This is a genomic window from Leclercia barmai (assembly GCF_049312895.1).
GTDB lineage: Bacteria > Pseudomonadota > Gammaproteobacteria > Enterobacterales > Enterobacteriaceae > Enterobacter > Enterobacter barmai.
The window spans coordinates 681,213-704,558 of record NZ_JBMNWZ010000002.1; the positions used below are offsets into that span (position 1 = coordinate 681,213).

Consider the following 23,346-nt stretch of genomic DNA (forward strand, 5'->3'; position numbering starts at 1 on the left):
TGTGACACGCTTTTGTTAATTCAATCAAAAAAACGGCAACATCTTTGCTGCTTTTTTAACATGCCCATTGACATTAGAAAGAAGAAGTATAGCGGGTTTTCGGAGGAAGGCTTAATTACTATCAGATTGATAAAAAAGAAGAATAGTAAAAACTTAAGGCAAACTAACGCAGTCGCATGCAAAAAAAGAACCACTGTGCGATGGGGTCGCGCCAGTGGCTCTTTTAAGTATCAACGAATTGTTACCAGAATATGAGGGTTTCGTTTACTCGAAATCGCGCTCGATCACCAGGGAGTCATCCCCTCCTTCTGGGGTAACATTATTGTACTGCCAGGGGTTGTGGTAATTATCCATGGCGTTGAAGATGGTCTGTGCGAGTTCATTGTTGCTGGCCGGGTTGTGGCATAGCATGTACTCGGTATCCGGCAGCGCAGGCAATCCGTCGGCTTTACCTAACACGCGTAAATCAGGGCTCATCATCTCAACAGGACGTGCCGTCACGCCAAGACCTGCTTTGACCGCGGCGCGGATGGCAGGCAGCGTTGAGGCTACGTAAGCCAGTCGCCATGGAACATTGGCGGCATTGAGCGTGGACAGCACAACGTCGCGGAACGGGCTGGGATCGTCCAGCAGCACCAGCGGCACCGGTTCGCCGCGCTGCAGCGTAAACTCGGCGGCACAATACCAGTGGGTCGGAGAGGTGCGCAGCGTCAGACACTCAAACTGGCTGGTACGATGGGTCGTCACCACCAGATCGACCTCCTGCTCCTGCAGCATATCAACCATAAAAGCGTTGCGTTTAACCCTGACATCAAGAGCAAGTTTCGGATAAACCGAACTGATGCGGTTGAGCAGAAACGGCAGAATGGTATCGGCTGACTCATCGGAGGCGCCTAATGTTAAGACACCCTGCAGGTTGCTAAACATTAATGATGAACATGCTTCATCATTAAAACGCAGAATTTTTCTGGCGTAACCCAGCAGCTGAATACCATGCTCAGTCAACAGCTTGTTGCGCCCATGGCGGGCAAAGAGCTCTTTGCCGACCAGTTGTTCCAGTCTTTGCATTTGTTGACTGACTGCAGACTGGGTACGGCAAACTGCCGCCGCCGCCGCAGCAAAGGTGTTCAGATCGGCGACCGCCACAAAGGTTCTCAGCAGATCGAGGTCGAGGTTCATTATCGGACGATTTGCATTAATCATATCTTTTCACTTACAGGTTGCTCGTGCGGAGCTGCCCCGGGTTTAAGCTGTGTGCGTAAAAGTAATACAGTTCCCTCTGAACAAAATCCTCTGACGTCCCGGTCCGGCAGTGTGCCTGCAAAATGTAATTGAGCTGGGTATATCAGTGGTCAGAAACAACTTATCTGACGTTATTTTTATTCTCAAAAGCGTTCGAGATATATTGATGTTTGCCGGATGATGTAAATTCCATTAAAGAAGATGCATTTCCAACGTCAACTTTATCGCAGTACAGGTTAAGCAGCAATGGTGTCGCTTAACTTCTCAAGGCAGAGATAATTCTAACAATTACAATAAACTATTAAAGGTCCAGGCATCAAGGCCTGCGGTGGCCTGTTATCTGGCATCACTCAACCCGGGTTACATCTTACCCTAAAACCTTTTTATTTATAAGCCTTATTGCAGTTCTTGTGATTTAACCTTAATGATAACTAACTAAACTAATTTTATTAATATTAACGAAAGTTGCGATTTCGTCTTTATTCAGAAATAAATAATAATTGAAACAGGACTTAATGATTAATAATACTTAACATTAATTTCACATGAGCAACGTTAATATAAAAAGGCAGGAAAGCGAATACCAGGATGTTTCATTCAGCTTTTTCGAAACATCACCAGAGGAAACTGTAGCACTGCCAGCGTAAGTCGCTCTACACGCGGCTTTTTCACAGCGAAAAATCCACTTTAGAACGCCTCAGGCAATACAAAAAACCATACAAAAGCCGAAATTCACCCGATAAAATGAATTGCGCTTAAAAAAATAGATAAAAATTTCATAGTCGACAGCCACCAATGTTCAAAATCTTCTTCTGCCAATGCTTCAAAATCGGGCAATCGAGGAGTACATTGTTTCGTGCTGACTTCCACGGCAGGACGTCGCAATAACAGTAAAAGGTCAAAGATTCATGTCACCCATCGAAAAATCCAGCAAGTTAGATAACGTTTGTTATGACATTCGTGGCCCGGTTCTTAAAGAGGCAAAGCGTCTCGAAGAAGAAGGTAATAAAGTACTTAAGCTCAATATCGGTAACCCGGCGCCATTTGGTTTTGATGCACCGGATGAAATTCTGGTTGATGTGATCCGCAACCTGCCGACGGCGCAAGGTTATTGCGACTCAAAAGGTCTCTATTCAGCGCGTAAAGCCATCATGCAGCATTATCAGGCGCGTGGCATGCGTGATGTGACCGTCGAAGATATCTATATCGGTAACGGTGTTTCCGAGCTGATCGTCCAGGCGATGCAGGCCCTGCTGAACAGCGGCGACGAAATGCTGGTGCCCGCCCCTGACTACCCGCTGTGGACCGCGGCTGTGTCGCTCTCAAGCGGTAAAGCGGTACACTACCTGTGCGATGAATCCTCCGACTGGTTCCCCGATCTGGATGATATTCGCGCCAAAATCACGCCGCGTACCCGCGGGATCGTCATTATCAACCCGAACAACCCGACCGGCGCCGTCTACTCTAAAGAGCTGCTGCTGGAGATCGTCGAGCTGGCCCGCCAGCATAACCTGATCATCTTCGCAGACGAGATCTATGACAAAATTCTCTACGACGCTTCGCAGCACCACTCCATCGCCGCGCTGGCGCCGGATCTGCTGACGGTCACCTTTAACGGTCTGTCTAAAACCTATCGTGTTGCCGGTTTCCGTCAGGGCTGGATGGTGCTGAACGGGCCGAAGAAACACGCTAAAGGCTATATCGAAGGTCTGGAGATGCTGGCCTCCATGCGTCTTTGCGCCAACGTCCCGGCGCAGCACGCGATCCAGACGGCGTTGGGCGGTTATCAGAGCATCAGCGAATTTATCGTACCTGGCGGGCGTCTTTATGAGCAGCGCCAGCGCGCGTGGGAGCTGATTAACGATATTCCGGGCGTCTCCTGCGTCAAGCCAAACGGCGCGCTCTATATGTTCCCGAAAATCGACATCAAACGCTTTAACATCTTTGACGATCAGAAGATGGTGCTCGATTTCCTGCTGCAGGAAAAAGTGTTGCTGGTTCAGGGAACGGCGTTTAACTGGCCGTGGCCGGACCATGTGCGTATCGTGACGCTACCGCGCGAGGATGAGCTGGAAATGGCCATCAGCCGGTTCGGGCGCTTCCTCTCCGGATACCATCAGTAAAACCATCATCGGGCTGCCACAGGCAGCCCGATTTGCATCTCTCCTCCCCTCCCCTCACAATGAAACCTGTCGCTGTGCAGAATTAAGGTAACTTATGAGTCAGAGTCATTTCTTCGCCCATCTTTCCCGCCTGAAACTGATCAACCGCTGGCCGCTGATGCGCAACGTGCGCACCGAGAATGTTTCCGAACACAGCCTGCAGGTCGCCATGGTCGCCCACGCGCTGGCCGCCATCAAAAACCGCAAGTTCAACGGTCAGGTGAATGCCGAACGGATTGCGCTGCTGGCGATGTACCACGATGCTTCTGAAGTGCTGACAGGGGATCTGCCCACCCCGGTGAAATACTTCAATTCGCAGATCGCCCAGGAGTACAAGGCGATTGAAAAAATTGCCCAGCAAAAACTGGTCGACATGGTGCCGGAAGAGCTTCGGGATATCTTTGAGCCCTTGATAGACGAGCAGAGCTACAGCGAAGAAGAACATCGGATCGTTAAGCAGGCCGATGCGCTGTGCGCCTACCTGAAATGTCTTGAGGAGCTTTCAGCCGGTAACCACGAATTTTTGCTGGCGAAAACCCGGCTTGAAAAGACGCTCGAGACGCGACGCAGTGAAGAGATGGACTACTTCATGGAGGTGTTTGTCCCGAGCTTCCAGCTGTCGCTGGATGAGATCAGCCAGGATTCCCCGCTGTAGATTACGCCCGGCGGCGCTTCGCTTGCGCGGGCCTACGATTGTGCAGGCCGGGTAAGGCGGAGCCGCCACCCGGCTTCAGTCTCAAAACGGGAACAACACCGGGATCATCACCACGCACACCAGCATAACCAGAATGGTAAACGGCACGCCGAGCTTCACGAAGTCGCTGAAGGTATATTTGCCAGGTCCCAGCACCAGGGTGTTAACCGGTGACGAGACCGGGGTCATAAACGCAGCGGAAGCGGCCATCGCCACCATCATGGCGAAAGGATATGGCGATACTCCCATCGATTTCGCCATCGCCAGGGCGATAGGCGCCATCAGCACCGCCGTCGCGGTATTGGAGATAAACAGCCCGATAGTGGCGCACATGATGAACAGGCACATCAGCATCATATAAGGGCCGTAGCCGCCGCCCACCTCCATCAGCCCTTTCACCACCAGATCGACACCGCCGGTTTTTTGCAGGGCCAGCGCGAAGGGCATCATCCCGACAATCAAAATAATGCTCGGCCAGTGGATCGCTTTGTAAGCGCTTTCAGCATCAATGCAGCGGAATTTTCCCATCAGCAAACAGGCGATAATCGCCGCCACCGGATTAGGGATTTCGTCGGTCAGCATCAGAGCCACCATCAGCACCAGACAAAAAATGGCGTGCGGTGCCTGACTGTGGGCGGGAGACGCATCGCTGACTTCCACAGGCAGGTTGAGCACCACAAAGTCCCGGCCTCTCTGACCCAACTGGGTGATCAGCTTCCAGTTACCTACCACCAGGAAAATATCTCCCAGCTGCAGAGGCTCATCCACCACCGAGCCGTTCATCGCTTCGCCGTCGCGCTTTAACCCCACGACGTTCAAACCGTAGCGGGTACGGAATCCTATTTCGCGAATGGTTTTGCCGAGCAGCTCCGACTCGGGGATCAAGGATACTTCGGCCATGCCCACATCCAGCGCCTGATCGGAGAAGTACTCCCCGCGCAGGATCATCGGCTCCAGCAGCTGTTCGCTACAGAAATCGCGCAGATCGACCTCGGCGGATGACATATCAATCAGCAGCACGTCCCGGGCGCGGAATTCCGATACGCCGTTAACGTTGACGATAACCCGGCGAAAACGGCGCCAGCGCTCCACGCCGATAACGTTGGCGCCGTAGCGTTCGCGGAGTTTCAAATCATCCAGACGTTGCCCAATCAGCGGTGAACCGGGGCGGATCGCCAGACGGCGCGCCCGCCCGGTGAGGCGGTACTCTTTAATCAGATCGCGAAACGTGCGGCGCTTCCAGCCGTCGCGGGCTTTGTCCTGCTTGTCGCTTTTCAGGGCAAAGCGGGTCAGCAGCATGTAGATAATGCCCATCACCAGAATCACCAGCCCCAGCGGCGTCACGCTGAAGAAGCTGAAACCTTCCAGACCTTCACGCAGCAGTTCACTGTTGACCACCAGGTTCGGCGGCGTCGCCACCAGCGTCATCATGCCGCTGATAAGCCCGGCAAAGCTGAGCGGCATCATCAGGCGCGAGGGTGAGATCTGCATGCGCATGGAGACGCTCAGCACCACCGGAATAAAGATAGCTACCACCCCGGTGGAGCTCATAAAGGCTCCGAGTCCGGCGACCGTGAGCATCAGGAACACCAGCATTTTGGTTTCGCTGTTGCCCGCCACGCTGACAAGCCAGGTTCCCATGCTGGTCGCCACGCCGGTACGCACCAGGCCGTCACCAATAATAAAGAGGGCCGCAATCAAAATAACGTTGGGATCGCTAAAGCCTGAAAAGGCTTCCGGAAGCGTTAAGGTGCCGCTCAGCACAAAGGCGACAATCACCAGCAGAGCCACGGCATCCATGCGCACTTTGCCGGTCGCAAAAAGAATAATCGCGATAAGGAGCAGGCTTAACACCCAGATAAGTTCACCGTTCACAACAGATCCTTGTCAGAAAAGAGTGATGCAGATAGTGCCATAAAAAAGCCCCAACAATGTGGGGCTAAATCATGTGATTACATTTTCCGCGAGACTGTTACATTCCCGTCAGGGGTGCGGCTGACGGCGAGAGCCTCCAGCGTGGTGAGCACAAAGTCAGCCTCGTCCAGACGCGGCGAACCGGCAGGGACGTTGACGGCAATGACGTGGCTGCCGGCATTGAGGCCCGCCAGCACGCCGGCAGCGGCATCTTCTACCACTACGCACTCTTCAGGCGGCAGTCCCAGCAGCTCCGCGCCCAGTAAAAAGGCATCGGGCTCCGGCTTGCCCCGCTTGACCCGCTCTGCGGTAATAAACACTTCCGGCAGCGGCAGACCTGCTGCTTTATGGCGCGCATGGGCCACAGGAACCGAACCGGAGGTGACGATAGCCCAGGGGATCGCCGCTTCATTCAGGTGTCTGAGCAGTTCCAGCGCCCCCGGCAGCGCCGTGATGCCGTCGGTATCATTGGCTTCGACCTGCTCAAGCCAGGTGAACTCCGCCTGAATTTCCGCTTCACTTTTTCCCTGGAGGAAGTGCCGTAAAGAGGTTATGGCCTGTTTGCCATGGATGAAATTCAGTACGTCCTGATGGTCGATGCCATGTCTGTCGGCCCAACGGCACCAGGAGCGTTCTACAACCGGTAGCGAATCAACCAGCGTACCGTCCAGATCAAACAGAAAACCTTTACACTGCACATCTACCTCCGTCAGGCATTAATAATTTGTTGGATCTCATTGCTGCTCAGATGGTACTGACGCGGGCAGGCGTGCCATACGCTGAGCATGCGTTGATATTTCTCCCACATTGGGGTCTGGGCATTAAAGCCATGCGTGCCGGCATCGAAATGGGTATAACGGCCTTCGACGTTGACCATAAAGCGGACATAGCTCAGGTAGCGAGATTCAGTGGCCGCATCAAACCCCAGGAAGGTGACACGACGTTCGTCGATGGTCTGGGCATCTTTCAGGTTCGTCCAGGAGACATGCAGGGCGTGGTACATCTCCATGATGTCGATGACGGTGCGGCAGGTCTCCTCTTTCAGTTCGCCAAACTCGCGATCCAGCTCGCGCATCTGTAAACCAAAGCCACGTTCGACGATAGTCTGCAAGCGGCGATAGCGCTCTGCGTTGTCGGGATCAAGCATAGTCATCATTTTGTACTGATTAGACAAAATCAGACGTTGAGCGTGGGTCATTTCCATCTTTCGACTCCTGTTGCGCATGGCAGCTTTAAAAAAGACACGGTAACGGGGTGTTACTGTGCCTTCTTTTGATCATCGTTTCGATGATCAATCACAAGTCATCAAGGAATGTTTTATCAAGTTGCTTAAATGCACGCTTCAGGGTATCCGCCAGCGCCTGATAATCGGGTTTCCCCTCTACTGGCGCGAGCGCCTGGCCAGCATCCTGCAATTTGCTGCGTACTTCATAGAACCAGGAGAGCACCGACGGCGGCAAAGGTGTCACCGAGCGTTTGCCCAGCCACCACAGTCCCTGCATCGGCAGGCTCAGGGCAAACAGAGCGGTGGCGACGGCCGGGCCGAGTTGGCCACCCAATGCAATCTGCCAGCATAAGGTGAAGACAGCGATGGGTGGCATAAAACGGATTGCGTAACGCGTCATGCGAATCACGCGGTTCTCAACAAACACGGGCGCCAGGCGCTTTTCCATAGGCCACGTCTTTGAATAGTGCTGTCCCCGGCGAAACAGGCTGAAAAAGCTCACGGAAGGATTCTCGGGTGTCGACATGGCTTACCTCAACTTCACATATAAAGATTAAAAAATTCGTGCAAAACCACAACTGGTCATGACAACGTTCAAAAACTTTTGTCAGCGCTACCCAGTATCGGGTATCCTGTGCCGGCCTGCAAAGGCCTTAGACGATGAACGTATACTCGTCAAATTATCGCACATTATGCCATTGCCGGAAAAATGCGCAAAATGGCATAAAATCATATGTATTCTTTTCGTCATGCCAGAATGTCCTTCCGGCATGATGTTAATCATAAATGTCAGCGATATCTTGCGCTACGATCCTTGACTCACTGACGTTTTTTTAGCCACGTATCAATAATAGGTACTTCCATGTCGAGTAAGTTAGTACTGGTTCTGAACTGCGGTAGTTCTTCCCTGAAATTCGCCATCATCGATGCGCTCAACGGTGAAGAGTACCTTTCTGGTCTGGCCGAATGTTTCCATCTTCCTGAAGCACGTCTGAAGTGGAAAATGGACGGCAGCAAACAGGAAGCGGCTTTAGGTGCAGGCGCCGCTCACAGCGAAGCGCTGAACTTTATCGTTAACACTATCCTGGCACAAAAACCGGAACTGTCCGCTCAGCTGACCGCAATCGGTCACCGTATCGTTCATGGTGGCGAGAAATACACCAAATCTGTGATCATCGATGACAGCGTTATCCAGGGCATTAAAGACTCTGCCTCTTTTGCACCGCTGCATAACCCTGCTCACCTGATCGGTATCGCTGAAGCCCTGAAATCCTTCCCGCACCTGAAAGACAAGAACGTGGCCGTATTTGATACTGCGTTCCATCAGACCATGCCGGAAGAGTCTTACCTCTACGCTCTGCCGTACAAACTGTACAAAGAGCACGGCGTTCGCCGCTACGGCGCGCACGGCACCAGCCACTTCTATGTAACCCAGGAAGCGGCAAAAATGCTGAACAAGCCGGTGGAAGAAGTGAACATCATCACTTGCCACCTGGGTAACGGCGGTTCCGTTTCTGCTATCCGTAACGGCAAATGTGTAGATACTTCTATGGGTCTGACCCCGCTGGAAGGCCTGGTAATGGGTACTCGCTCCGGTGATATCGACCCGGCGATCATCTTCCACCTGCACGATACCCTGGGTATGAGCGTGGAAGATATCAACAAGATGCTGACCAAAGAGTCCGGCCTGCTGGGCCTGACCGAAGTTACCAGCGACTGCCGTTACGTTGAAGACAACTACGCAGAGAAAGAAGACGCTAAACGTGCAATGGACGTTTACTGCCACCGTCTGGCGAAGTACATCGGCTCTTACACTGCGCTGATGGACGGTCGTCTGGATGGCGTGGTCTTCACTGGCGGTATCGGTGAGAACGCTGCAATGGTGCGCGAGCTGTCCCTGGGCAAACTGGGCGTGCTGGGCTTTGATGTTGACCATGAACGTAACCTGGCCGCGCGCTTCGGTAAGTCTGGCTTCATCAACAAAGAAGGCACCCGTCTTGCAATGGTTATCCCAACCAATGAAGAACTGGTCATCGCGCAAGACGCGAGCCGTCTGACCGCCTGATTCCCCACCGCCAGCAATGCTGGCGGTGCTGTTTTGAAGCCCGCCTGTTTTCGGCGGTAACGAAAGAGGATAAATCGTGTCCCGTACTATTATGCTGATCCCGACCGGAACCAGCGTAGGCCTGACCAGCGTCAGCCTCGGTGTGATCCGTGCGATGGAACGCAAAGGCGTTCGTCTGAGCGTGTTTAAGCCAATCGCTCAACCCCGTGCTGGTGGCGATGCGCCAGACCAGACCACCACTATCGTGCGTGCAAACTCTAACCTGCCAGCCGCTGAACCGCTGAAGATGAGCCACGTTGAGTCTCTGCTCTCCAGCAACCAGAAAGACGTGCTGATGGAAGAGATCATCGCTAACTACCACGCTAACGCCCAGGATGCGGAAGTGGTGCTGGTAGAAGGCCTGGTTCCGACGCGCAAGCATCAGTTTGCTCAGTCCCTGAACTTTGAAATCGCCAAAACGTTGAACGCGGAAATCGTGTTTGTGATGTCCCAGGGTACCGATACCCCTGAACAGCTGAAAGAGCGTATTGAGCTGACCCGCAGCAGCTTCGGCGGCGCGAAAAACAGCAACATCACCGGCGTTATCGTTAACAAACTGAACGCCCCGGTTGATGAGCAAGGCCGTACCCGCCCTGACCTGTCCGAAATCTTCGACGACTCGTCTAAAGCGAAAATCGTGAAAATCGATCCGGCTAAGCTGCAGGAATTCAGCCCGCTGCCGGTGCTGGGCGCGGTGCAGTGGAGCTTTGATCTGATCGCCACCCGTGCAATCGATATGGCGCGTCACCTGAACGCCACCATCGTGAACGAAGGCGATATCAACACCCGTCGCGTGAAGTCCGTGACCTTCTGTGCGCGTAGCATTCCGCACATGCTGGAGCACTTCCGTGCAGGTTCCCTGCTGGTGACCTCCGCAGACCGTCCTGACGTGCTGGTCGCTGCCTGTCTGGCCGCGATGAACGGCGTGGAGATCGGTGCGATCCTGCTGACCGGTGCCTATGAAATGGACCCACGCGTCAGCAAGCTGTGCGAACGCGCGTTCGCCACCGGCCTGCCGGTCTTCATGGTGAACACCAACACCTGGCAGACCTCCCTGAGCCTGCAGAGCTTCAACCTGGAAGTTCCGGCTGATGACCATCAGCGTATCGAGAAAGTGCAGGAATACGTGGCCGGTTGCATCAATCCTGAGTGGATTGAGTCCCTGACCGCCACCTCCGAGCGCAGCCGTCGTCTCTCTCCACCAGCCTTCCGTTACCAACTGACCGAGCTGGCGCGTAAAGCGGGCAAACGCGTTGTTCTGCCAGAAGGCGACGAACCGCGTACCGTTAAAGCCGCAGCCATCTGTGCCGAGCGCGGTATCGCGACCTGCGTGCTGCTGGGTAACCCGGATGAGATCACCCGCGTAGCGGCCTCTCAGGGCGTTGAGCTGGGTTCTGGTATCGAAATCGTGGATCCTGAAGTGGTGCGCGAAAGCTATGTTGCCCGTCTGGTCGAGCTGCGTAAGAGCAAGGGCATGACCGAAGCCGTTGCCCGCGAACAGCTGGAAGACAACGTGGTTCTCGGTACCCTGATGCTGGAGCAGGACGAAGTTGACGGTCTGGTTTCCGGTGCCGTTCACACCACCGCGAACACCATCCGTCCGCCGCTGCAGCTGATCAAAACCGCGCCAGGCAGTTCTCTGGTCTCTTCCGTGTTCTTCATGCTGCTGCCGGAACAGGTTTACGTTTACGGTGACTGTGCGATCAACCCGGATCCAACCGCTGAACAGCTGGCAGAGATCGCGATCCAGTCCGCTGACTCCGCGATTGCGTTCGGTATCGAACCGCGCGTTGCGATGCTCTCCTACTCTACCGGTAACTCCGGTGCAGGTAGCGACGTTGAGAAAGTGCGTGAAGCAACCCGTCTGGCACAGGAAAAACGCCCGGATCTGGTTATCGATGGCCCGCTGCAGTACGACGCCGCAGTGATGGCTGACGTTGCCAAATCTAAAGCGCCGAACTCGCCGGTTGCGGGCCGTGCTACCGTGTTCATCTTCCCGGATCTGAACACCGGTAATACCACCTACAAAGCGGTACAGCGTTCAGCCGACCTGATCTCCATCGGGCCGATGCTGCAGGGTATGCGCAAGCCGGTGAACGACCTGTCCCGTGGCGCGCTGGTAGACGATATCGTCTACACCATCGCTCTGACCGCGATCCAGTCTTCACAGCAGTAAGTTGCCCCAAACGTAAAAAGGCGACCTCGCGGTCGCCTTTTTTATTATCACGCTATTACGCTTCTTCGTGCTTAGCCGGTTCGTTGCTGGCATTGCGGCTCATCCACAGCGCCAGGGCTTTTAACGAATCCGGCGTGAAGTCATCGCAGCGAGCGGTGATCTCCGCCGGCGTCATCCAGCAGACTTCACTGACCTCTTCTTCCTGCAACGCAAACGGGCCGTGGGAAACGCAGCTGAACAGGCCTCCCCAGACGCGGCAGTGGCTGTCTTCAAAGTAGAACTGACCATGCTCGGCAAAGGGCACGCCGGCAATCCCCAGCTCCTCTTCCGCTTCACGGCGGGCGGAATCAAGTAACACCTCATCGGCCTGGACCACACCGCCGGCCGTTGCGTCGAGCATACCGGGCATGAAGTCTTTCGTTTCGGTACGGCGCTGCACCAGAATTTTGCCCATACCATCATGCACCACGATATAGGTCGCGCGGTGACGCAGGCGCTGCGCCCGCATCTGCTCGCGGCTCGCCTGAGCGATGACTTCATTGTCTTCGCTGACTATATCTACCCACTCAGTACTTGCCAAATGACTCTGCTCCACCATCGGGAAACCTTCTCTTTAAAGCGCTCTCACGGCGCGTTTACTGTTGAGGAGTAAGTTACGGATTAATCCTGGACTCTGCAATAACCTGGCTGTCATTCAGCGTCATAACGCACAAATGGTCCTCTTCCAGCATCCCATAGCTGGGAGAAAAACCGCCCTTCGGCAGGCTGACGGAGCCAGGGTTGAAATGAATAATGTCGCTCTTGTTTGCGGCTACCGGAATATGAGTATGGCCGTAAACCAGGACATCGCCAGCATTCAGCGCGGGCAGATTATCCGGGCCAAAAAGATGGCCGTGGGTAACAAACAGGCGGCAGCGTGGCAGCAGGATCTGCTGCCACGGGGCGGTAATGGGGAAGTGCAACAGCATCTGGTCAACTTCGCTGTCGCAGTTGCCCCGCACGGCGATAATCCGCGATGCATACGCATTAAGCCGCTCTGCCACCTCCGCAGGGGCATAGCCTTCGGGCAGCGGGTTGCGTGGGCCGTGATTCAGCACATCGCCGAGGATCACCAGCCATTGCGCCCCGCTCTGGTTAAACAGCGAAAGCACCTTTTCGGTCGCCGGTAGCGAACCGTGGATGTCCGATGCAAACATCAGCTTCATCAGTGACTCCTTATCGTGAAAAGCCACCCCATCATACCCGAATCAGCGGCCCTTATCAGCCTGCCCGCTTCGCCGAAAGCGCCACATAACGCTGCACGGAGGCGCGCTGCCACTGGAAGCTCGCGTAGTCCGCCAGCCGTTGCGGCACGTCGTCGCCGTTGAGCACCAGGCGGTTGAGCATCAGCGCCAGATCGGCGTCCGCAATGCACCACTCCCCGAATAAATTCTGATTACCGTGGGCCAGCAGCGAGGTGGCGGTATCGAACAGCTGACTGGCTGTCCGCCGGGCGGTGTCGCTCAGGGCCGGTTTTTTCACCCCGGCAAAGACTACGTCGGTGGAGCGCTCTTCCCGGATGGGCATCAGATCGCTGCGCAGCCACGCCTGGATCTGCCGCGCGCGGGCGCGTTTTTGCAGATCGAGCGGATAAATCCGTTCCCACTCCGGCGGCGCAAAACGCTCTTCCAGATATTCGGTAATGGCTGAAGATTCGCTCAGTTCAAACCCGTCCACCTCCAGCACCGGCACGCGACGGGTCAGCGCATAGCCCCGCCACTGCGGCTGTCGGTTCTCACCCCGGCTGAGATCCACGGTCTTGAGGGCAAAGGGCAATCCCTTTTCGGCCAGCGCGACGTACACGCTCATGACATAAGGAGAGAAATAATCGGCATCTGACCACAGGGTAATCGCAGGTTGGCTCATAACGTCCTCATAAGGCTTTGGATGATGGGTTTATATCCAAAATATAACCTCCTGCCCCGGCTGTCACCTGACGAAAACTCACGATTTATCATCACCACCTATACTCAATCCTGTACAGAAAAAAGCGTTATGACAGGAGTTGCGATGATTGACCTTTATTACGCCCCTACTCCCAACGGGCATAAGATCACCCTTTTTCTGGAAGAGGCCCAGCTGGACTACCGCATCGTGCCGGTGGATATCAGCAAAGGCGAACAGTTTCGCCCCGAATTTCTCGCCATTTCGCCCAACAATAAAATTCCGGCCGTCATCGACCATGATCCGGAGGATGGCGGTGCGCCGCTGAGCCTGTTTGAGTCCGGTGAAATTTTGCTTTATCTGGCGGAAAAAACCGGCAAGCTGCTGAGCGGAGAATTACGCGAACGCCACGTCACGCTACAGTGGCTTTTCTGGCAGGTTGCTGGCCTGGGGCCGATGATCGGGCAGAACTACCACTTTAACCACTATGCGCCGCAGCCCATTCCCTATGCCATCGAACGATTCCAGGTGGAAACGCAGCGGCTTTATAACGTGCTGAATAAGCGCCTGGAAAAATCGCCGTGGCTGGGAGGCGATCACTACAGCATTGCGGATATCGCCTGCTGGCCGTGGATCAACACCCATGAAAACCATCGCGTCGACCTGGCCTCATGGCCGGCGGTAAACAACTGGTTTGAGCGCATTCGTACCCGTCCGGCAACCGAGCGCGCGATGCAAAAAGTGCAGCAGATATAAACGGTTTCCTCATGTATTATGGTGGCGATAATGACACGGAGGAAGCCTGCAATGTCCCAGCAAGACGCGATTATTCGTATTAAAAATTTACGCCTGCGCACCTATATCGGTATCAAAGAAGAGGAGCGCGCTAACCGTCAGGATATCGTCGTTAATGTGGTGATCCACTACCCAGCCGACAAGGCCCGGGACAGTGAGGATATCAATGACGCTCTGAACTACCGCACCGTCACCAAAAGCATCATTCAACATGTCGAGAATAACCGCTTCTCTTTACTGGAAAAATTAACTCAGGATGTGCTGGATATCGCACGCGAACATCACTGGGTCACCTATGCTGAAGTCGAGATCGATAAACTTCACGCGCTGCGTTACGCCGACTCCGTCTCGATGACGTTAAGCTGGCAACGCTAAGCGCAACCCTGGAGGTTGTATGAAGATCCTGGTAACCGGCGGCACCGGCCTGATTGGCCGGCATCTTATCCCACGATTGCAGGTGTTGGGCCATGAGTTAACGGTTGTGACGCGCAGTCCCGAGAAGGCGCGTCAGCTACTTGGCTCCGGCATCGATATCTGGAAAGGGCTGACGGAACACCAGGATCTTAACGGCTTTGATGCCGTCATCAATCTGGCGGGCGAACCCATCGCCGACAAACGCTGGACGGAAGAGCAAAAACAGCGTCTGTGCAACAGTCGCTGGAACATCACCCAGCGACTGGTGGATATGGTTAAAGCCAGCGACACGCCGCCGTCGGTGTTTATCTCCGGTTCGGCAGCGGGGTATTACGGTGATTTAGGCGAGGTGGTGGTAACCGAAGAGGAGCCGCCGCACAATGAATTTACCCATAAACTGTGCGCCCGCTGGGAGCAGATTGCCTGCGGCGCGCAGAGCGATCGGACCCGCGTTTGCCTGCTGCGCACCGGCGTGGTGCTGGCCCCGAAAGGCGGTATTCTGGCGAAGATGCTGCCGGTGTTTAAGCTGGGCCTTGGCGGCCCTGTCGGCACGGGTCGTCAATACCTTGCCTGGATCCACATCGACGATATGGTCAACGGCATTCTCTGGCTGCTGGATAACGATCTGCGCGGCCCGTTCAATATGGTTTCCCCCTACCCGGTGCGTAATGAGCAGTTTTCCCACGCGCTGGGCCATGCGGTGCATCGCCCGGCGGTGGTGCGTGCCCCGGCAACGGCTATCCGCCTGCTGATGGGCGAATCGTCAGTGCTGGTGCTCGGCGGCCAGCGCGCGCTGCCGAAGCGGCTGGAAGCCTCCGGGTTCGCCTTCAGGTGGTACGACTTAGAAGAAGCCCTGGGAGATGTGGTAGGTTAAATCTGCCCGGTCAGCTGTGTTACGTTGTTATGCCCGATCCCCATTTAAGGCGCTTTGATGGCAACAATCACCACTCCCAGGCTGACGCTCTCCCCTTTTGAGCCCTCTGACTGGCCCTTTTTCCGCAGGCTGCGAGAAGCGCCCGAGATCATGCGTTATATGGCCGCTATCGCCCCGGAAACCGAGACCCGACGCCAGTTTGCCGCCCGACTTACCACCCCGCACACCTTTGTGATCCGCGCGCACGATGACGCTACCCCGCTGGGGGATATTGGGCTGCAAATCAGCTCCCGCTACCGCGAAGAGGCGGATATTGGTTATACCGTGGTCCCGGCCGCACAGGGCCGGGGGATTGCCAGCGAAGCGCTGCGCGCCGTGTGTGAATACGCGTTTATCCAGCTGGGCGTAAAGGCGGTGAACGCTTATGTGCTGGCGGATAATGGCGGTTCGGTGCGGGTATTAGAGAAAGCGGGATTTGTACGTACCCAGGTGCTGGAGCAGGCGTATGAGATCAATGGCGTGCGCTATGACGACTGGGTGTACCGGCTGGAGAGTGGTGCGGCCTGAGTGCCGGGCGGCACTGCGTTTGCCCGGCCTACCAAAACCGTAGGCCCGGTAAACGTAGCGCCACCGGGCAACAAACTACTTCAACGACCCTTTCAGGAACTGCTGCAAGCGTGGGCTCTTCGGATTACCTAACACCTCATCCGGATGCCCCTGCTCTTCGATCTTGCCCTGATGCAGGAAAATAACATGATTGGAGACGTTACGGGCGAAGCCCATCTCGTGCGTCACCACCACCATGGTTTTCCCCTCTTCGGCGAGCTGCTGCATAATGCGCAGCACTTCACCCACCAGCTCGGGATCGAGCGCAGAGGTCGGTTCGTCAAACAGCAGCACTTCCGGCTCCATCGCCAGCGCACGGGCGATAGAGACACGCTGCTGCTGACCGCCGGAGAGATGCACCGGGTATTTCATCTGCTGGCGCTCGTCGATACCCACTTTCGCCAGGTATTTCTCCGCGCGGGCACGGGCTTCCTGCTTGCTTAACCCCAGCACCTGCACCGGGGCTTCCATCACGTTCTCCAGCACCGTCATGTGGCTCCAGAGGTTGAAATGCTGAAATACCATCGTCAGTCGGGTACGCAACATCCGCAGCTGGTGCTTATCCGCCACCTTCAGCTGGCCGTCTTTGTCCTGCACCAGATTGATGTTCTCACCGCTGACCACAATCGAGCCGGCACTTGGTTTTTCGAGGAAGTTAATGCAGCGCAGGAAGGTACTTTTACCCGAGCCTGAGGAGCCGATAATACTGATCACATCGCCCGCATTTGCCTGCAGCGACACCCCTTTCAGCACTTCATGTTCGCCGTAGCGTTTGTGCAAATCGATAACGTTTAATTTGTTCTCAGCCATCTTAATTCTCAGTGCGTCGAAGAAGGTTTTATGTGCTGCAACCAGCGTTTTTCCGCTTTGCGGAACAGGCTAATCAGAACGTAAGAAATAATTAAATAGAGCACTGCCGCGATCCCGAAGGCGGTAAACGGCTGATAGGTCGCCGAGTTAATGTCGCGGGCAATCTTCAGCAGATCCGGCACGGTGGCGGTAAAGGCCAGCGCGGTGGAGTGCAGCATCAGAATCACTTCGTTGCTGTAGGCAGGCAGCGCAATACGCAGCGCCGACGGCAGAATAATGCAGCGGTAGAGCTTCACGGAAGAGAAGCCATACGCCCTTGCGGCTTCAATTTCACCGTAGGGCACAGAGCGGATCGCACCGGCGAAAATCTCGGTGGTGTAGGCGCAGGTATTGAGCGTTAACGCCAGCACGGTACAGTTCAGCCCGCTGCGGAAGAACGCGTTCAGCATCTCAGTGCCTTTCACGATCTCCAGCGTGTACATCCCGGAGTAGAACACCAGCAGCTGCACGTACAGCGGCGTACCGCGGAACACATAGGTAAACAGCCAGATGGGGAAGCGAATGTATTTATTGTTCGACACGCGGCCAATGGCGAGGAAGATCGCCAGAATCCCGCCCATCACCACAGAAGAAATCAGCAGCCAGAGGGTGATCGCCACGCCGGTAAAGCGGTATCCGTCGGTCCACAGCAGGGATTTCCAGTATTCCTGAATAATTTCGATCACAGGTCAGCCCTCTTCACACCCACGGAATAGCGACGTTCGAGCAGCAGCAGCACGCCGTTGGAGACGGTGGTAAACACCAGGTAAATCACCCCGCAGACAATCGCGAAGTAGAACGGCTCCCAGGTGCTTTTGCCTGCCAGCTGCGTGGCTTTCACCACGTCTTCCAGTCCCAGTAATGAGACCAGCGCCGTCGCTTTGAGGATAACCTGCCAGTTGTTGCCGATGCCCGGCAGCGCAAAGCGCATCATGGCCGGAAACATAATGCGGCGAAACGTCTGTGAGGAGGTAAAACCAAAGGCCGTGGCCGCTTCGATATGCCCTTTCGGCACGGCGAGATAGGCCCCGCGGAAGGTTTCGGTGAAATAGGCCCCGTAAATAAAGCCCAGGGTGATGATACCGGCCACCATCGGATCGATATCAATCTGCGCCATACCAATGGCATCGGTGATGCCATTGAGGGCGATCTGCAGTCCATAGAAAATGAGCAGCATCAGCACCAGGTCAGGAACACCGCGGATAAGGGTGGTATAACCCTCAAACAGCAGCGCCAACGCCCGATTCGCTGAAAGCTTCGCGCCCGCGCCGGCAAGGCCTATTAACACTGCCAGCACCACCGAACTGAGAGCCAGTTCAAGGGTGACCAATGCGCCTTGTAAAATTACGCCAGAAAATCCGTACAGCATACCGCCTGCCCTGTCGTGAGTGGTGTAGCCGTGTCTTTTCCCCTCCCGGAGCGGGAGGGGCCGCACGTTATTGAGTGGAGTAATTAACCACCGTAGACATCAAAGTCGAAGTATTTCTTCGCCAGTTTTTCGTAAGTACCGTCTGCGCGCATTTCAGCAAAGGCTTTGTTCAGCGCTTCACGCAGCTCGTTATCTTCTTTGCGCAGTCCCATGCCGGTGCCTACGCCGAAGAGTTTCTCGTCCTTAATGGACGGACCGCCGAACTTGTAATCTTTACCAACCGGCTGTTTCAGGAAGCCTTCGCTGGCAGCGACTTCATCCTGGAAGGCGGCGTCGATACGGCCCGCAGTCAGGTCAGCATAGATATTTTCCTGGCCCTGATAAGAGACGATTTCAATCCCTTTCGGTGCCCAGTGCTCGTTACCAAAGGTCTCCTGGGTGGTGCCCTGCAGCACGCCCACACGTTTACCTTTCAGTGACTCCAGTGTCGGCTGGATATCAGAAGATTTCGCTACCACCAGACGAGAGTCTGCTGCATAGAGCTTGTCGGTAAAGGCAATCTCCTGCTGGCGTTTTTCGGTGATAGAGAGAGAAGACATAATAGCGTCGATTTTTTTCGCTTTCAGCGAAGGGATCAGCGCATCCAGTGGGTTTTCAACGAAGGTACACTCTGTTTTGATACGTTTGCACAGCTCTTTTGCCAAATCGATATCAAATCCTACCAGTTCACCCTGCGCATTCTTCGATTCGAAGGGGGCATAAGTCGGGTCAGTACCAATACGAACTTTTTGCGGAATTGCTGCGAATGCCGCAGTAGCGCTGGAAAAGGCCAGAGCCAGAGAAAGTGACAAAACCAGTTTTTTCATATCTATCCTCAACAGACTGTCTTCTTACGGGATTTTAACGCCGACGGGGTGCCTTTAATGTGCCACTAATCGCCGCAGCAAGGCAAAAGATTATGCGCGGCAGGCGCGAAAAAGTGCATCGCGAGTGCTTAACTATTCACTTTGTGACCAACGCGGCGCACGATTTGCACCATCATGGTTCGCAAAGACCATTGTCGCACCATAACGGGGTTCCATTATGGTGCGCACCCGTCAGTTTCGGTTAATCGCCGTAAACGTTGAAGTCGAAGTATTTCTTCGCCAGTTTGTCGTAGGTTCCGTCTTTACGCAGTTCAGTAAAGGCTTTATCAAACGCCGCTTTCAGCTCAGCATCGTCCTTACGCAGACCGATCCCGGTGCCGTCACCGAAGTATTTTTTGTCTTTGACGGAAGGACCCGCAAAGGCAAACTCTTTACCCGCAGGCTGTTTCAGGAAGCCTTCGCTGGCGGCAACTTCATCCTGGAATGCGGCATCCAGACGCCCTGCGGCCAGGTCAGAATAGATCAGATCCTGGTTCTGGTATGCCACCACGTCCACGCCCTTCTCACGCCAGTTGGCATTGGCAAAACCTTCCTGGGTTGAGCCCTGCAGCACGCCAACGTGCTTGCCTTTCAGCGAGTCAATGGTCGGCTGGATTGGGGAACCTTTGGCGGCAATCAGACGTGAGTCCGCAGCGTAGAGCTTCTCAGAGAAGGCGATCTCCTGCTGACGCTTCTCGGTGATTGAGAGCGAGGAGATGATCGCGTCAATCTTCTTGGCTTTCAGGGAGGGGATCAGCGCGTCGAAGTCGCTGCCCACCCAGGTGCATTTCACGGACATGCGTTTGCACATCTCATTTCCCAGGTCGATATCAAACCCGACGAAATCCCCCTTCGCATCTTTCGATGAGAATGGCGCATAGGTAGCGTCTGTACCGATACGTACGTTCTGAGGGAGCGCCGCAAAGCTGCTTGCCGCTGCACTTAATCCCACCAGCAAAGACAGAGCCAGAACCGTCTTCTTCATACATTACCCTCAAGTGTCGTGATTTTCTTATGTAATAGATTGTGTTGTGTGTTGTTGCAGGCGATCTCTTGCAGGTCTTATGCCACATTGCGTTCATAGCAAAATTACGGCGTTAAATATGTTAACGAAAGGTTGCAGGATTGCCTTAATGGTGAAAGATAGCAGGTCTGCCAAACGAACCGCAGTGGCAGGAAGGGAAAAAAGGAATTAAATGTTGAGGATATGATCGCTGTTGCAGAATTGCCCTGAAACAGGGCACGTTGCGCCGATCTGCACCCGGACAGGACATCTTTCCCGTCAGGCGCCCTGCCAGCGGGTAAAGAGATCGTCCGGAAGGTCAATGTCGAACTGGTCGATAACCCGGTTCACGGTTTGATTGATCACGTCATCAAGCGATTGCGGGCGGTGATAAAACGCCGGCACCGGGGGCATAATCACCGCGCCCAGTTCCGCCGCCTGGGTCATCAGACGCAGGTGGCCCAGATGAAGCGGGGTTTCGCGTACGCACAGCACCAGCGGACGGCGCTCTTTCAGCACCACGTCGGCCGCGCGGGTCACCAGCGTATCGGTATAGCTGTTGACGATACCCGAGAGGGTTTTGATGGAACAGGGCAGGATCACCATACCCGCGGTCTTAAACGATCCGGAGGAGATGCTGGCGGCGATATCGCGCGCATCGTGTATCACGTCGGCTAACGCCTGAACGTCACGCAGGGAATAATCGGTTTCCAGAGAGAGGGTCTGACGCGCGGCCTGGCTCATCACCAGATGGGTTTCAACCTCGGCGACGTCGCGCAATACCTGCAGCAAACGGACACCGTAAATCGCGCCGCTGGCCCCTGAGATCCCTACTATTAATCGTTTCATGATGTTCGCCCTTGCTGTTACAGGGCTGACTGTGCAGGATTTTGGCGGGAGTTGCAAGCGAGGGCGGACGCCCTCGCCTGTTATCGCGATTAACCTTCGTTGTGCATCTCTAAGCTTTCGAGATCGTTCGCCAGCTGCACGGCTTTCGCATCGTCGTTGCGCAGCGAATCGAGGTAATCCAGGTATTTCTGATCGACGTCTTTGGTCACGTAGATACCGTTAAACACCGAGCACTCAAACTGCTGAATGTCTGGATTCTCGGCACGCACCGCGTCAATCAGATCGTTCAGATCCTGGAAAATCAGGCCGTCGGCACCGATGATCTGGCGGATCTCGTCCACTTCACGACCGTGGGCAATGAGCTCGTTGGCGGTCGGCATGTCGATACCGTAGACGTTCGGGAAGCGAATTTCCGGTGCTGCAGAGGCCAGATAGACCTTCTTCGCACCCGCTTCACGGGCCATCTCGATAATCTGCTCAGAGGTGGTGCCACGCACGATAGAGTCATCCACCAGCAGCACGTTCTTGTCGCGGAATTCAGCGCGGTTGGCGTTCAGCTTGCGGCGCACCGATTTACGGCGCAGCTGCTGGCCCGGCATGATAAAGGTGCGGCCAACGTAGCGGTTCTTCACGAAGCCCTGACGGTACGGTTTACCCAGAATACGCGCCATCTCCAGTGCGATATCGCAGGAGGTTTCCGGAATTGGGATCACAACGTCGATATCCAGGTCTTCCCACTCGCGGGCAATCTTCTCGCCGAGCTTGGTGCCCATGTTGACGCGGGCGCTGTAGACGGAGATTTTGTCGATGAAGGAGTCCGGACGGGCAAAGTAGACGTATTCGAACAGGCACGGATTACTGACCGGGTTCTCTGCACACTGACGGGTAAACAGCTGGCCTTTTTCGGTGATGTACACCGCTTCGCCAGGTGCGACGTCACGCAGGAACTCAAAGCCCAGCGTATCCAGCGCCACGCTTTCAGACGCCACCATATACTCGGTGCGGCCGTCGCCAATATCGCGCTTGCCCAGCACCAGCGGGCGGATGCCGTTCGGGTCGCGGAAGGCGACCATACCGTGGCCGATAATCATCGCCACGCAGGCATAGGCACCGCGAATCAGACGGTTAGTGGCAGCCACAGCAGCAAAAATGTTGTCTGCTTCCAGCGGATAGTGACGGAAGTTGTCCAGCTCGCTGGCAAAGATGTTGAGCAGGATTTCAGAATCAGAGGTGGTGTTAATGTGACGACGCTTCTCTTCAAACAGCTTCTTACGCAACTCGTGAGCGTTGGTCAGGTTGCCGTTGTGGGCAAGCGTGATGCCATACGGCGAGTTAACGTAGAACGGCTGGGCTTCAGAGGCGCTGGAACTGCCAGCAGTCGGGTAACGAACGTGACCAATACCCATGTTGCCCTGAAGACGCTGCATATGGCGGGCTTCAAACACATCGTTTACCAGGCCGTTGGCCTTACGTAAACGGAAGCAGTTGTGTGCATCAATGGTGATGATACCCGCAGCATCCTGCCCACGGTGCTGAAGCACCGATAATGCGTCATAAATAGACTGGTTTACCGGCATGAAACCGGCGATACCGACAATACCGCACATTCGTCATTTCCTCGTTAAGCCACATCTCAGGGTTTATGCCCTGGGCAAAAAACTCGACGAGCTTTGCAGATAGTCAAAGAACCATCTGATGATGAAGCTGAACTGCGGGATAAGCTGCGATTTCTGCCAGTCTTCACTCTTTGAGAACCCGGTAAAGGTATCAAGGAAGAAGAGTATCGCGGCGACAATCAGCGCGCCTCGCAATGCCCCGAAGCAGATCCCCAGCACCCTGTCCGTTCCTGACAACCCGGTTTTCTCAACCAGCTGGCCAATCACATAGTTAACAATGGCGCCGACAATCAGCGTCGCGATAAACAGCACCGCGATGGCAATCCCATTTCGAACCAGTTCATCTTCAAAGCCCGTGAACCAGACAGACAGGTAAGTGTAGTAATGACTGGCAACAAAGAAGGCACAGCCCCAGGTTACCAGCGATAACGCTTCACGAACAAAGCCACGGATCAGGCTAACCAGACAGGAAAAACCTATCACCGCAATGATGGCGTAATCAATCCAGACCATATGTGTCCCACGATCAAACGCCCTGTCATCCAGTTCGGGGCGAATTCTAACAGAAAAAGAAAACGTTTGCGTAGGGATTTCCTTCCCGCGCGTAAATAAAAAAAGCGCTGAAA

Annotated in this window: 24 protein-coding genes; 8 read left to right on the forward strand and 16 right to left on the reverse strand. The window is 54.8% G+C overall.

Features of this window, described 5'->3' with window-relative positions:
* Window positions 1-264: 264 nt before the first annotated feature.
* Complete coding sequence (gene lrhA, locus ACOYA6_RS11535) at window positions 265-1,203, reverse strand: transcriptional regulator LrhA (RefSeq protein ID WP_039030973.1); 939 nt, start codon at window positions 1,201-1,203, stop codon at window positions 265-267.
* A gap of 947 nt (window positions 1,204-2,150) precedes the next feature.
* Here lrhA and alaA point away from each other — a divergent pair.
* Together alaA and yfbR are read left to right on the forward strand one after the other, a co-directional pair.
* The gene (gene alaA / locus ACOYA6_RS11540) at window positions 2,151-3,365 is read left to right on the forward strand and encodes an alanine transaminase AlaA (protein ID WP_138369858.1); all 1,215 of its coding nucleotides are present in this window, start codon (window positions 2,151-2,153) and stop codon (window positions 3,363-3,365) included.
* A 94-nt stretch (window positions 3,366-3,459) separates the two neighbouring features.
* Window positions 3,460-4,059: a 5'-deoxynucleotidase gene (gene yfbR / locus ACOYA6_RS11545; protein ID WP_422654734.1), complete on the forward strand. Its 600-nt coding sequence runs from the start codon at window positions 3,460-3,462 to the stop codon at window positions 4,057-4,059.
* 81 nt (window positions 4,060-4,140) lie between these two features.
* Here yfbR and ACOYA6_RS11550 read toward each other — a convergent pair whose 3' ends face one another.
* The 4 genes from ACOYA6_RS11550 to yfbV form a co-directional block, all read right to left on the reverse strand.
* Window positions 4,141-5,973, reverse strand: a complete 1,833-nt coding sequence (locus ACOYA6_RS11550) for an SLC13 family permease (protein WP_138369857.1) — start codon at window positions 5,971-5,973, stop codon at window positions 4,141-4,143.
* Window positions 5,974-6,050: 77 nt separating this feature from the next.
* A complete protein-coding gene (locus tag ACOYA6_RS11555) occupies window positions 6,051-6,710 on the reverse strand; it encodes a sugar phosphatase (RefSeq protein ID WP_422654735.1) in 660 nt (219 codons plus the stop codon).
* 11 nt (window positions 6,711-6,721) lie between these two features.
* Window positions 6,722-7,216: a YfbU family protein gene (locus ACOYA6_RS11560; protein WP_106996032.1), complete on the reverse strand. Its 495-nt coding sequence runs from the start codon at window positions 7,214-7,216 to the stop codon at window positions 6,722-6,724.
* Between the two features lie 91 nt (window positions 7,217-7,307).
* The gene (yfbV, locus tag ACOYA6_RS11565; protein WP_039030967.1) at window positions 7,308-7,763 is read right to left on the reverse strand and encodes a terminus macrodomain insulation protein YfbV; all 456 of its coding nucleotides are present in this window, start codon (window positions 7,761-7,763) and stop codon (window positions 7,308-7,310) included.
* Window positions 7,764-8,099: 336 nt separating this feature from the next.
* Here yfbV and ackA point away from each other — a divergent pair, with 336 nt between their 5' ends.
* Window positions 8,100-9,302, forward strand: a complete 1,203-nt coding sequence (gene ackA / locus ACOYA6_RS11570; RefSeq protein WP_039030966.1) for an acetate kinase — start codon at window positions 8,100-8,102, stop codon at window positions 9,300-9,302.
* A 76-nt stretch (window positions 9,303-9,378) separates the two neighbouring features.
* The gene (gene pta, locus ACOYA6_RS11575; RefSeq protein ID WP_039030965.1) at window positions 9,379-11,517 is read left to right on the forward strand and encodes a phosphate acetyltransferase; all 2,139 of its coding nucleotides are present in this window, start codon (window positions 9,379-9,381) and stop codon (window positions 11,515-11,517) included.
* A gap of 55 nt (window positions 11,518-11,572) precedes the next feature.
* On the opposite strand, the gene yfcD is transcribed toward pta, so the two are convergent.
* The 3 genes from yfcD to yfcF are packed head-to-tail and all read right to left on the reverse strand — an operon-like array spanning window position 11,573 to window position 13,422.
* Window positions 11,573-12,115: an NUDIX hydrolase YfcD gene (gene yfcD / locus ACOYA6_RS11580; protein ID WP_039030964.1), complete on the reverse strand. Its 543-nt coding sequence runs from the start codon at window positions 12,113-12,115 to the stop codon at window positions 11,573-11,575.
* 55 nt (window positions 12,116-12,170) lie between these two features.
* A complete protein-coding gene (yfcE, locus tag ACOYA6_RS11585; protein ID WP_422654736.1) occupies window positions 12,171-12,722 on the reverse strand; it encodes a phosphodiesterase in 552 nt (183 codons plus the stop codon).
* Window positions 12,723-12,777: 55 nt separating this feature from the next.
* Window positions 12,778-13,422: a glutathione transferase gene (yfcF, locus tag ACOYA6_RS11590; RefSeq protein WP_039030962.1), complete on the reverse strand. Its 645-nt coding sequence runs from the start codon at window positions 13,420-13,422 to the stop codon at window positions 12,778-12,780.
* Between the two features lie 144 nt (window positions 13,423-13,566).
* On the opposite strand from yfcF, the gene yfcG reads away from it, so the two are divergent.
* Genes yfcG through ACOYA6_RS11610 form a run of 4 tightly spaced genes read left to right on the forward strand, consistent with a single transcriptional unit; the run spans window position 13,567 to window position 16,090 of the window.
* Complete coding sequence (gene yfcG / locus ACOYA6_RS11595) at window positions 13,567-14,196, forward strand: GSH-dependent disulfide bond oxidoreductase (RefSeq protein WP_039030961.1); 630 nt, start codon at window positions 13,567-13,569, stop codon at window positions 14,194-14,196.
* A 51-nt stretch (window positions 14,197-14,247) separates the two neighbouring features.
* A complete protein-coding gene (gene folX, locus ACOYA6_RS11600; protein ID WP_039030960.1) occupies window positions 14,248-14,610 on the forward strand; it encodes a dihydroneopterin triphosphate 2'-epimerase in 363 nt (120 codons plus the stop codon).
* A 19-nt stretch (window positions 14,611-14,629) separates the two neighbouring features.
* A complete protein-coding gene (locus ACOYA6_RS11605; RefSeq protein ID WP_138369853.1) occupies window positions 14,630-15,523 on the forward strand; it encodes a TIGR01777 family oxidoreductase in 894 nt (297 codons plus the stop codon).
* A gap of 57 nt (window positions 15,524-15,580) precedes the next feature.
* Window positions 15,581-16,090: a GNAT family N-acetyltransferase gene (locus ACOYA6_RS11610; protein ID WP_422654737.1), complete on the forward strand. Its 510-nt coding sequence runs from the start codon at window positions 15,581-15,583 to the stop codon at window positions 16,088-16,090.
* A 75-nt stretch (window positions 16,091-16,165) separates the two neighbouring features.
* On the opposite strand, the gene hisP is transcribed toward ACOYA6_RS11610, so the two are convergent.
* From hisP to cvpA, 8 genes are all read right to left on the reverse strand, one after another.
* A complete protein-coding gene (gene hisP, locus ACOYA6_RS11615; protein WP_139563302.1) occupies window positions 16,166-16,939 on the reverse strand; it encodes a histidine ABC transporter ATP-binding protein HisP in 774 nt (257 codons plus the stop codon).
* Window positions 16,940-16,947: 8 nt separating this feature from the next.
* On the reverse strand, window positions 16,948-17,664 hold the full coding sequence (locus ACOYA6_RS11620; RefSeq protein WP_039030956.1) for an ABC transporter permease: 717 nt from the start codon (window positions 17,662-17,664) through the stop codon (window positions 16,948-16,950).
* On the reverse strand, window positions 17,661-18,347 hold the full coding sequence (locus tag ACOYA6_RS11625) for a histidine ABC transporter permease HisQ (RefSeq protein ID WP_039030955.1): 687 nt from the start codon (window positions 18,345-18,347) through the stop codon (window positions 17,661-17,663). The genes ACOYA6_RS11620 and ACOYA6_RS11625 overlap by 4 nt, the downstream gene beginning before the upstream one ends.
* 83 nt (window positions 18,348-18,430) lie before the next feature.
* Complete coding sequence (hisJ, locus tag ACOYA6_RS11630) at window positions 18,431-19,213, reverse strand: histidine ABC transporter substrate-binding protein HisJ (protein ID WP_032612831.1); 783 nt, start codon at window positions 19,211-19,213, stop codon at window positions 18,431-18,433.
* Window positions 19,214-19,454: 241 nt separating this feature from the next.
* Complete coding sequence (gene argT, locus ACOYA6_RS11635) at window positions 19,455-20,237, reverse strand: lysine/arginine/ornithine ABC transporter substrate-binding protein ArgT (RefSeq protein ID WP_039030953.1); 783 nt, start codon at window positions 20,235-20,237, stop codon at window positions 19,455-19,457.
* A gap of 297 nt (window positions 20,238-20,534) precedes the next feature.
* Window positions 20,535-21,104, reverse strand: a complete 570-nt coding sequence (locus ACOYA6_RS11640; protein WP_039030952.1) for a UbiX family flavin prenyltransferase — start codon at window positions 21,102-21,104, stop codon at window positions 20,535-20,537.
* A gap of 89 nt (window positions 21,105-21,193) precedes the next feature.
* Window positions 21,194-22,711 carry an amidophosphoribosyltransferase gene (purF, locus tag ACOYA6_RS11645; RefSeq protein ID WP_039030951.1) on the reverse strand — a complete coding sequence of 506 codons (1,518 nt, stop codon included), beginning with the start codon at window positions 22,709-22,711 and terminating at the stop codon, window positions 21,194-21,196.
* 33 nt (window positions 22,712-22,744) lie between these two features.
* Complete coding sequence (cvpA, locus tag ACOYA6_RS11650; protein WP_039030950.1) at window positions 22,745-23,233, reverse strand: colicin V production protein; 489 nt, start codon at window positions 23,231-23,233, stop codon at window positions 22,745-22,747.
* Window positions 23,234-23,346 lie beyond the last annotated feature (113 nt).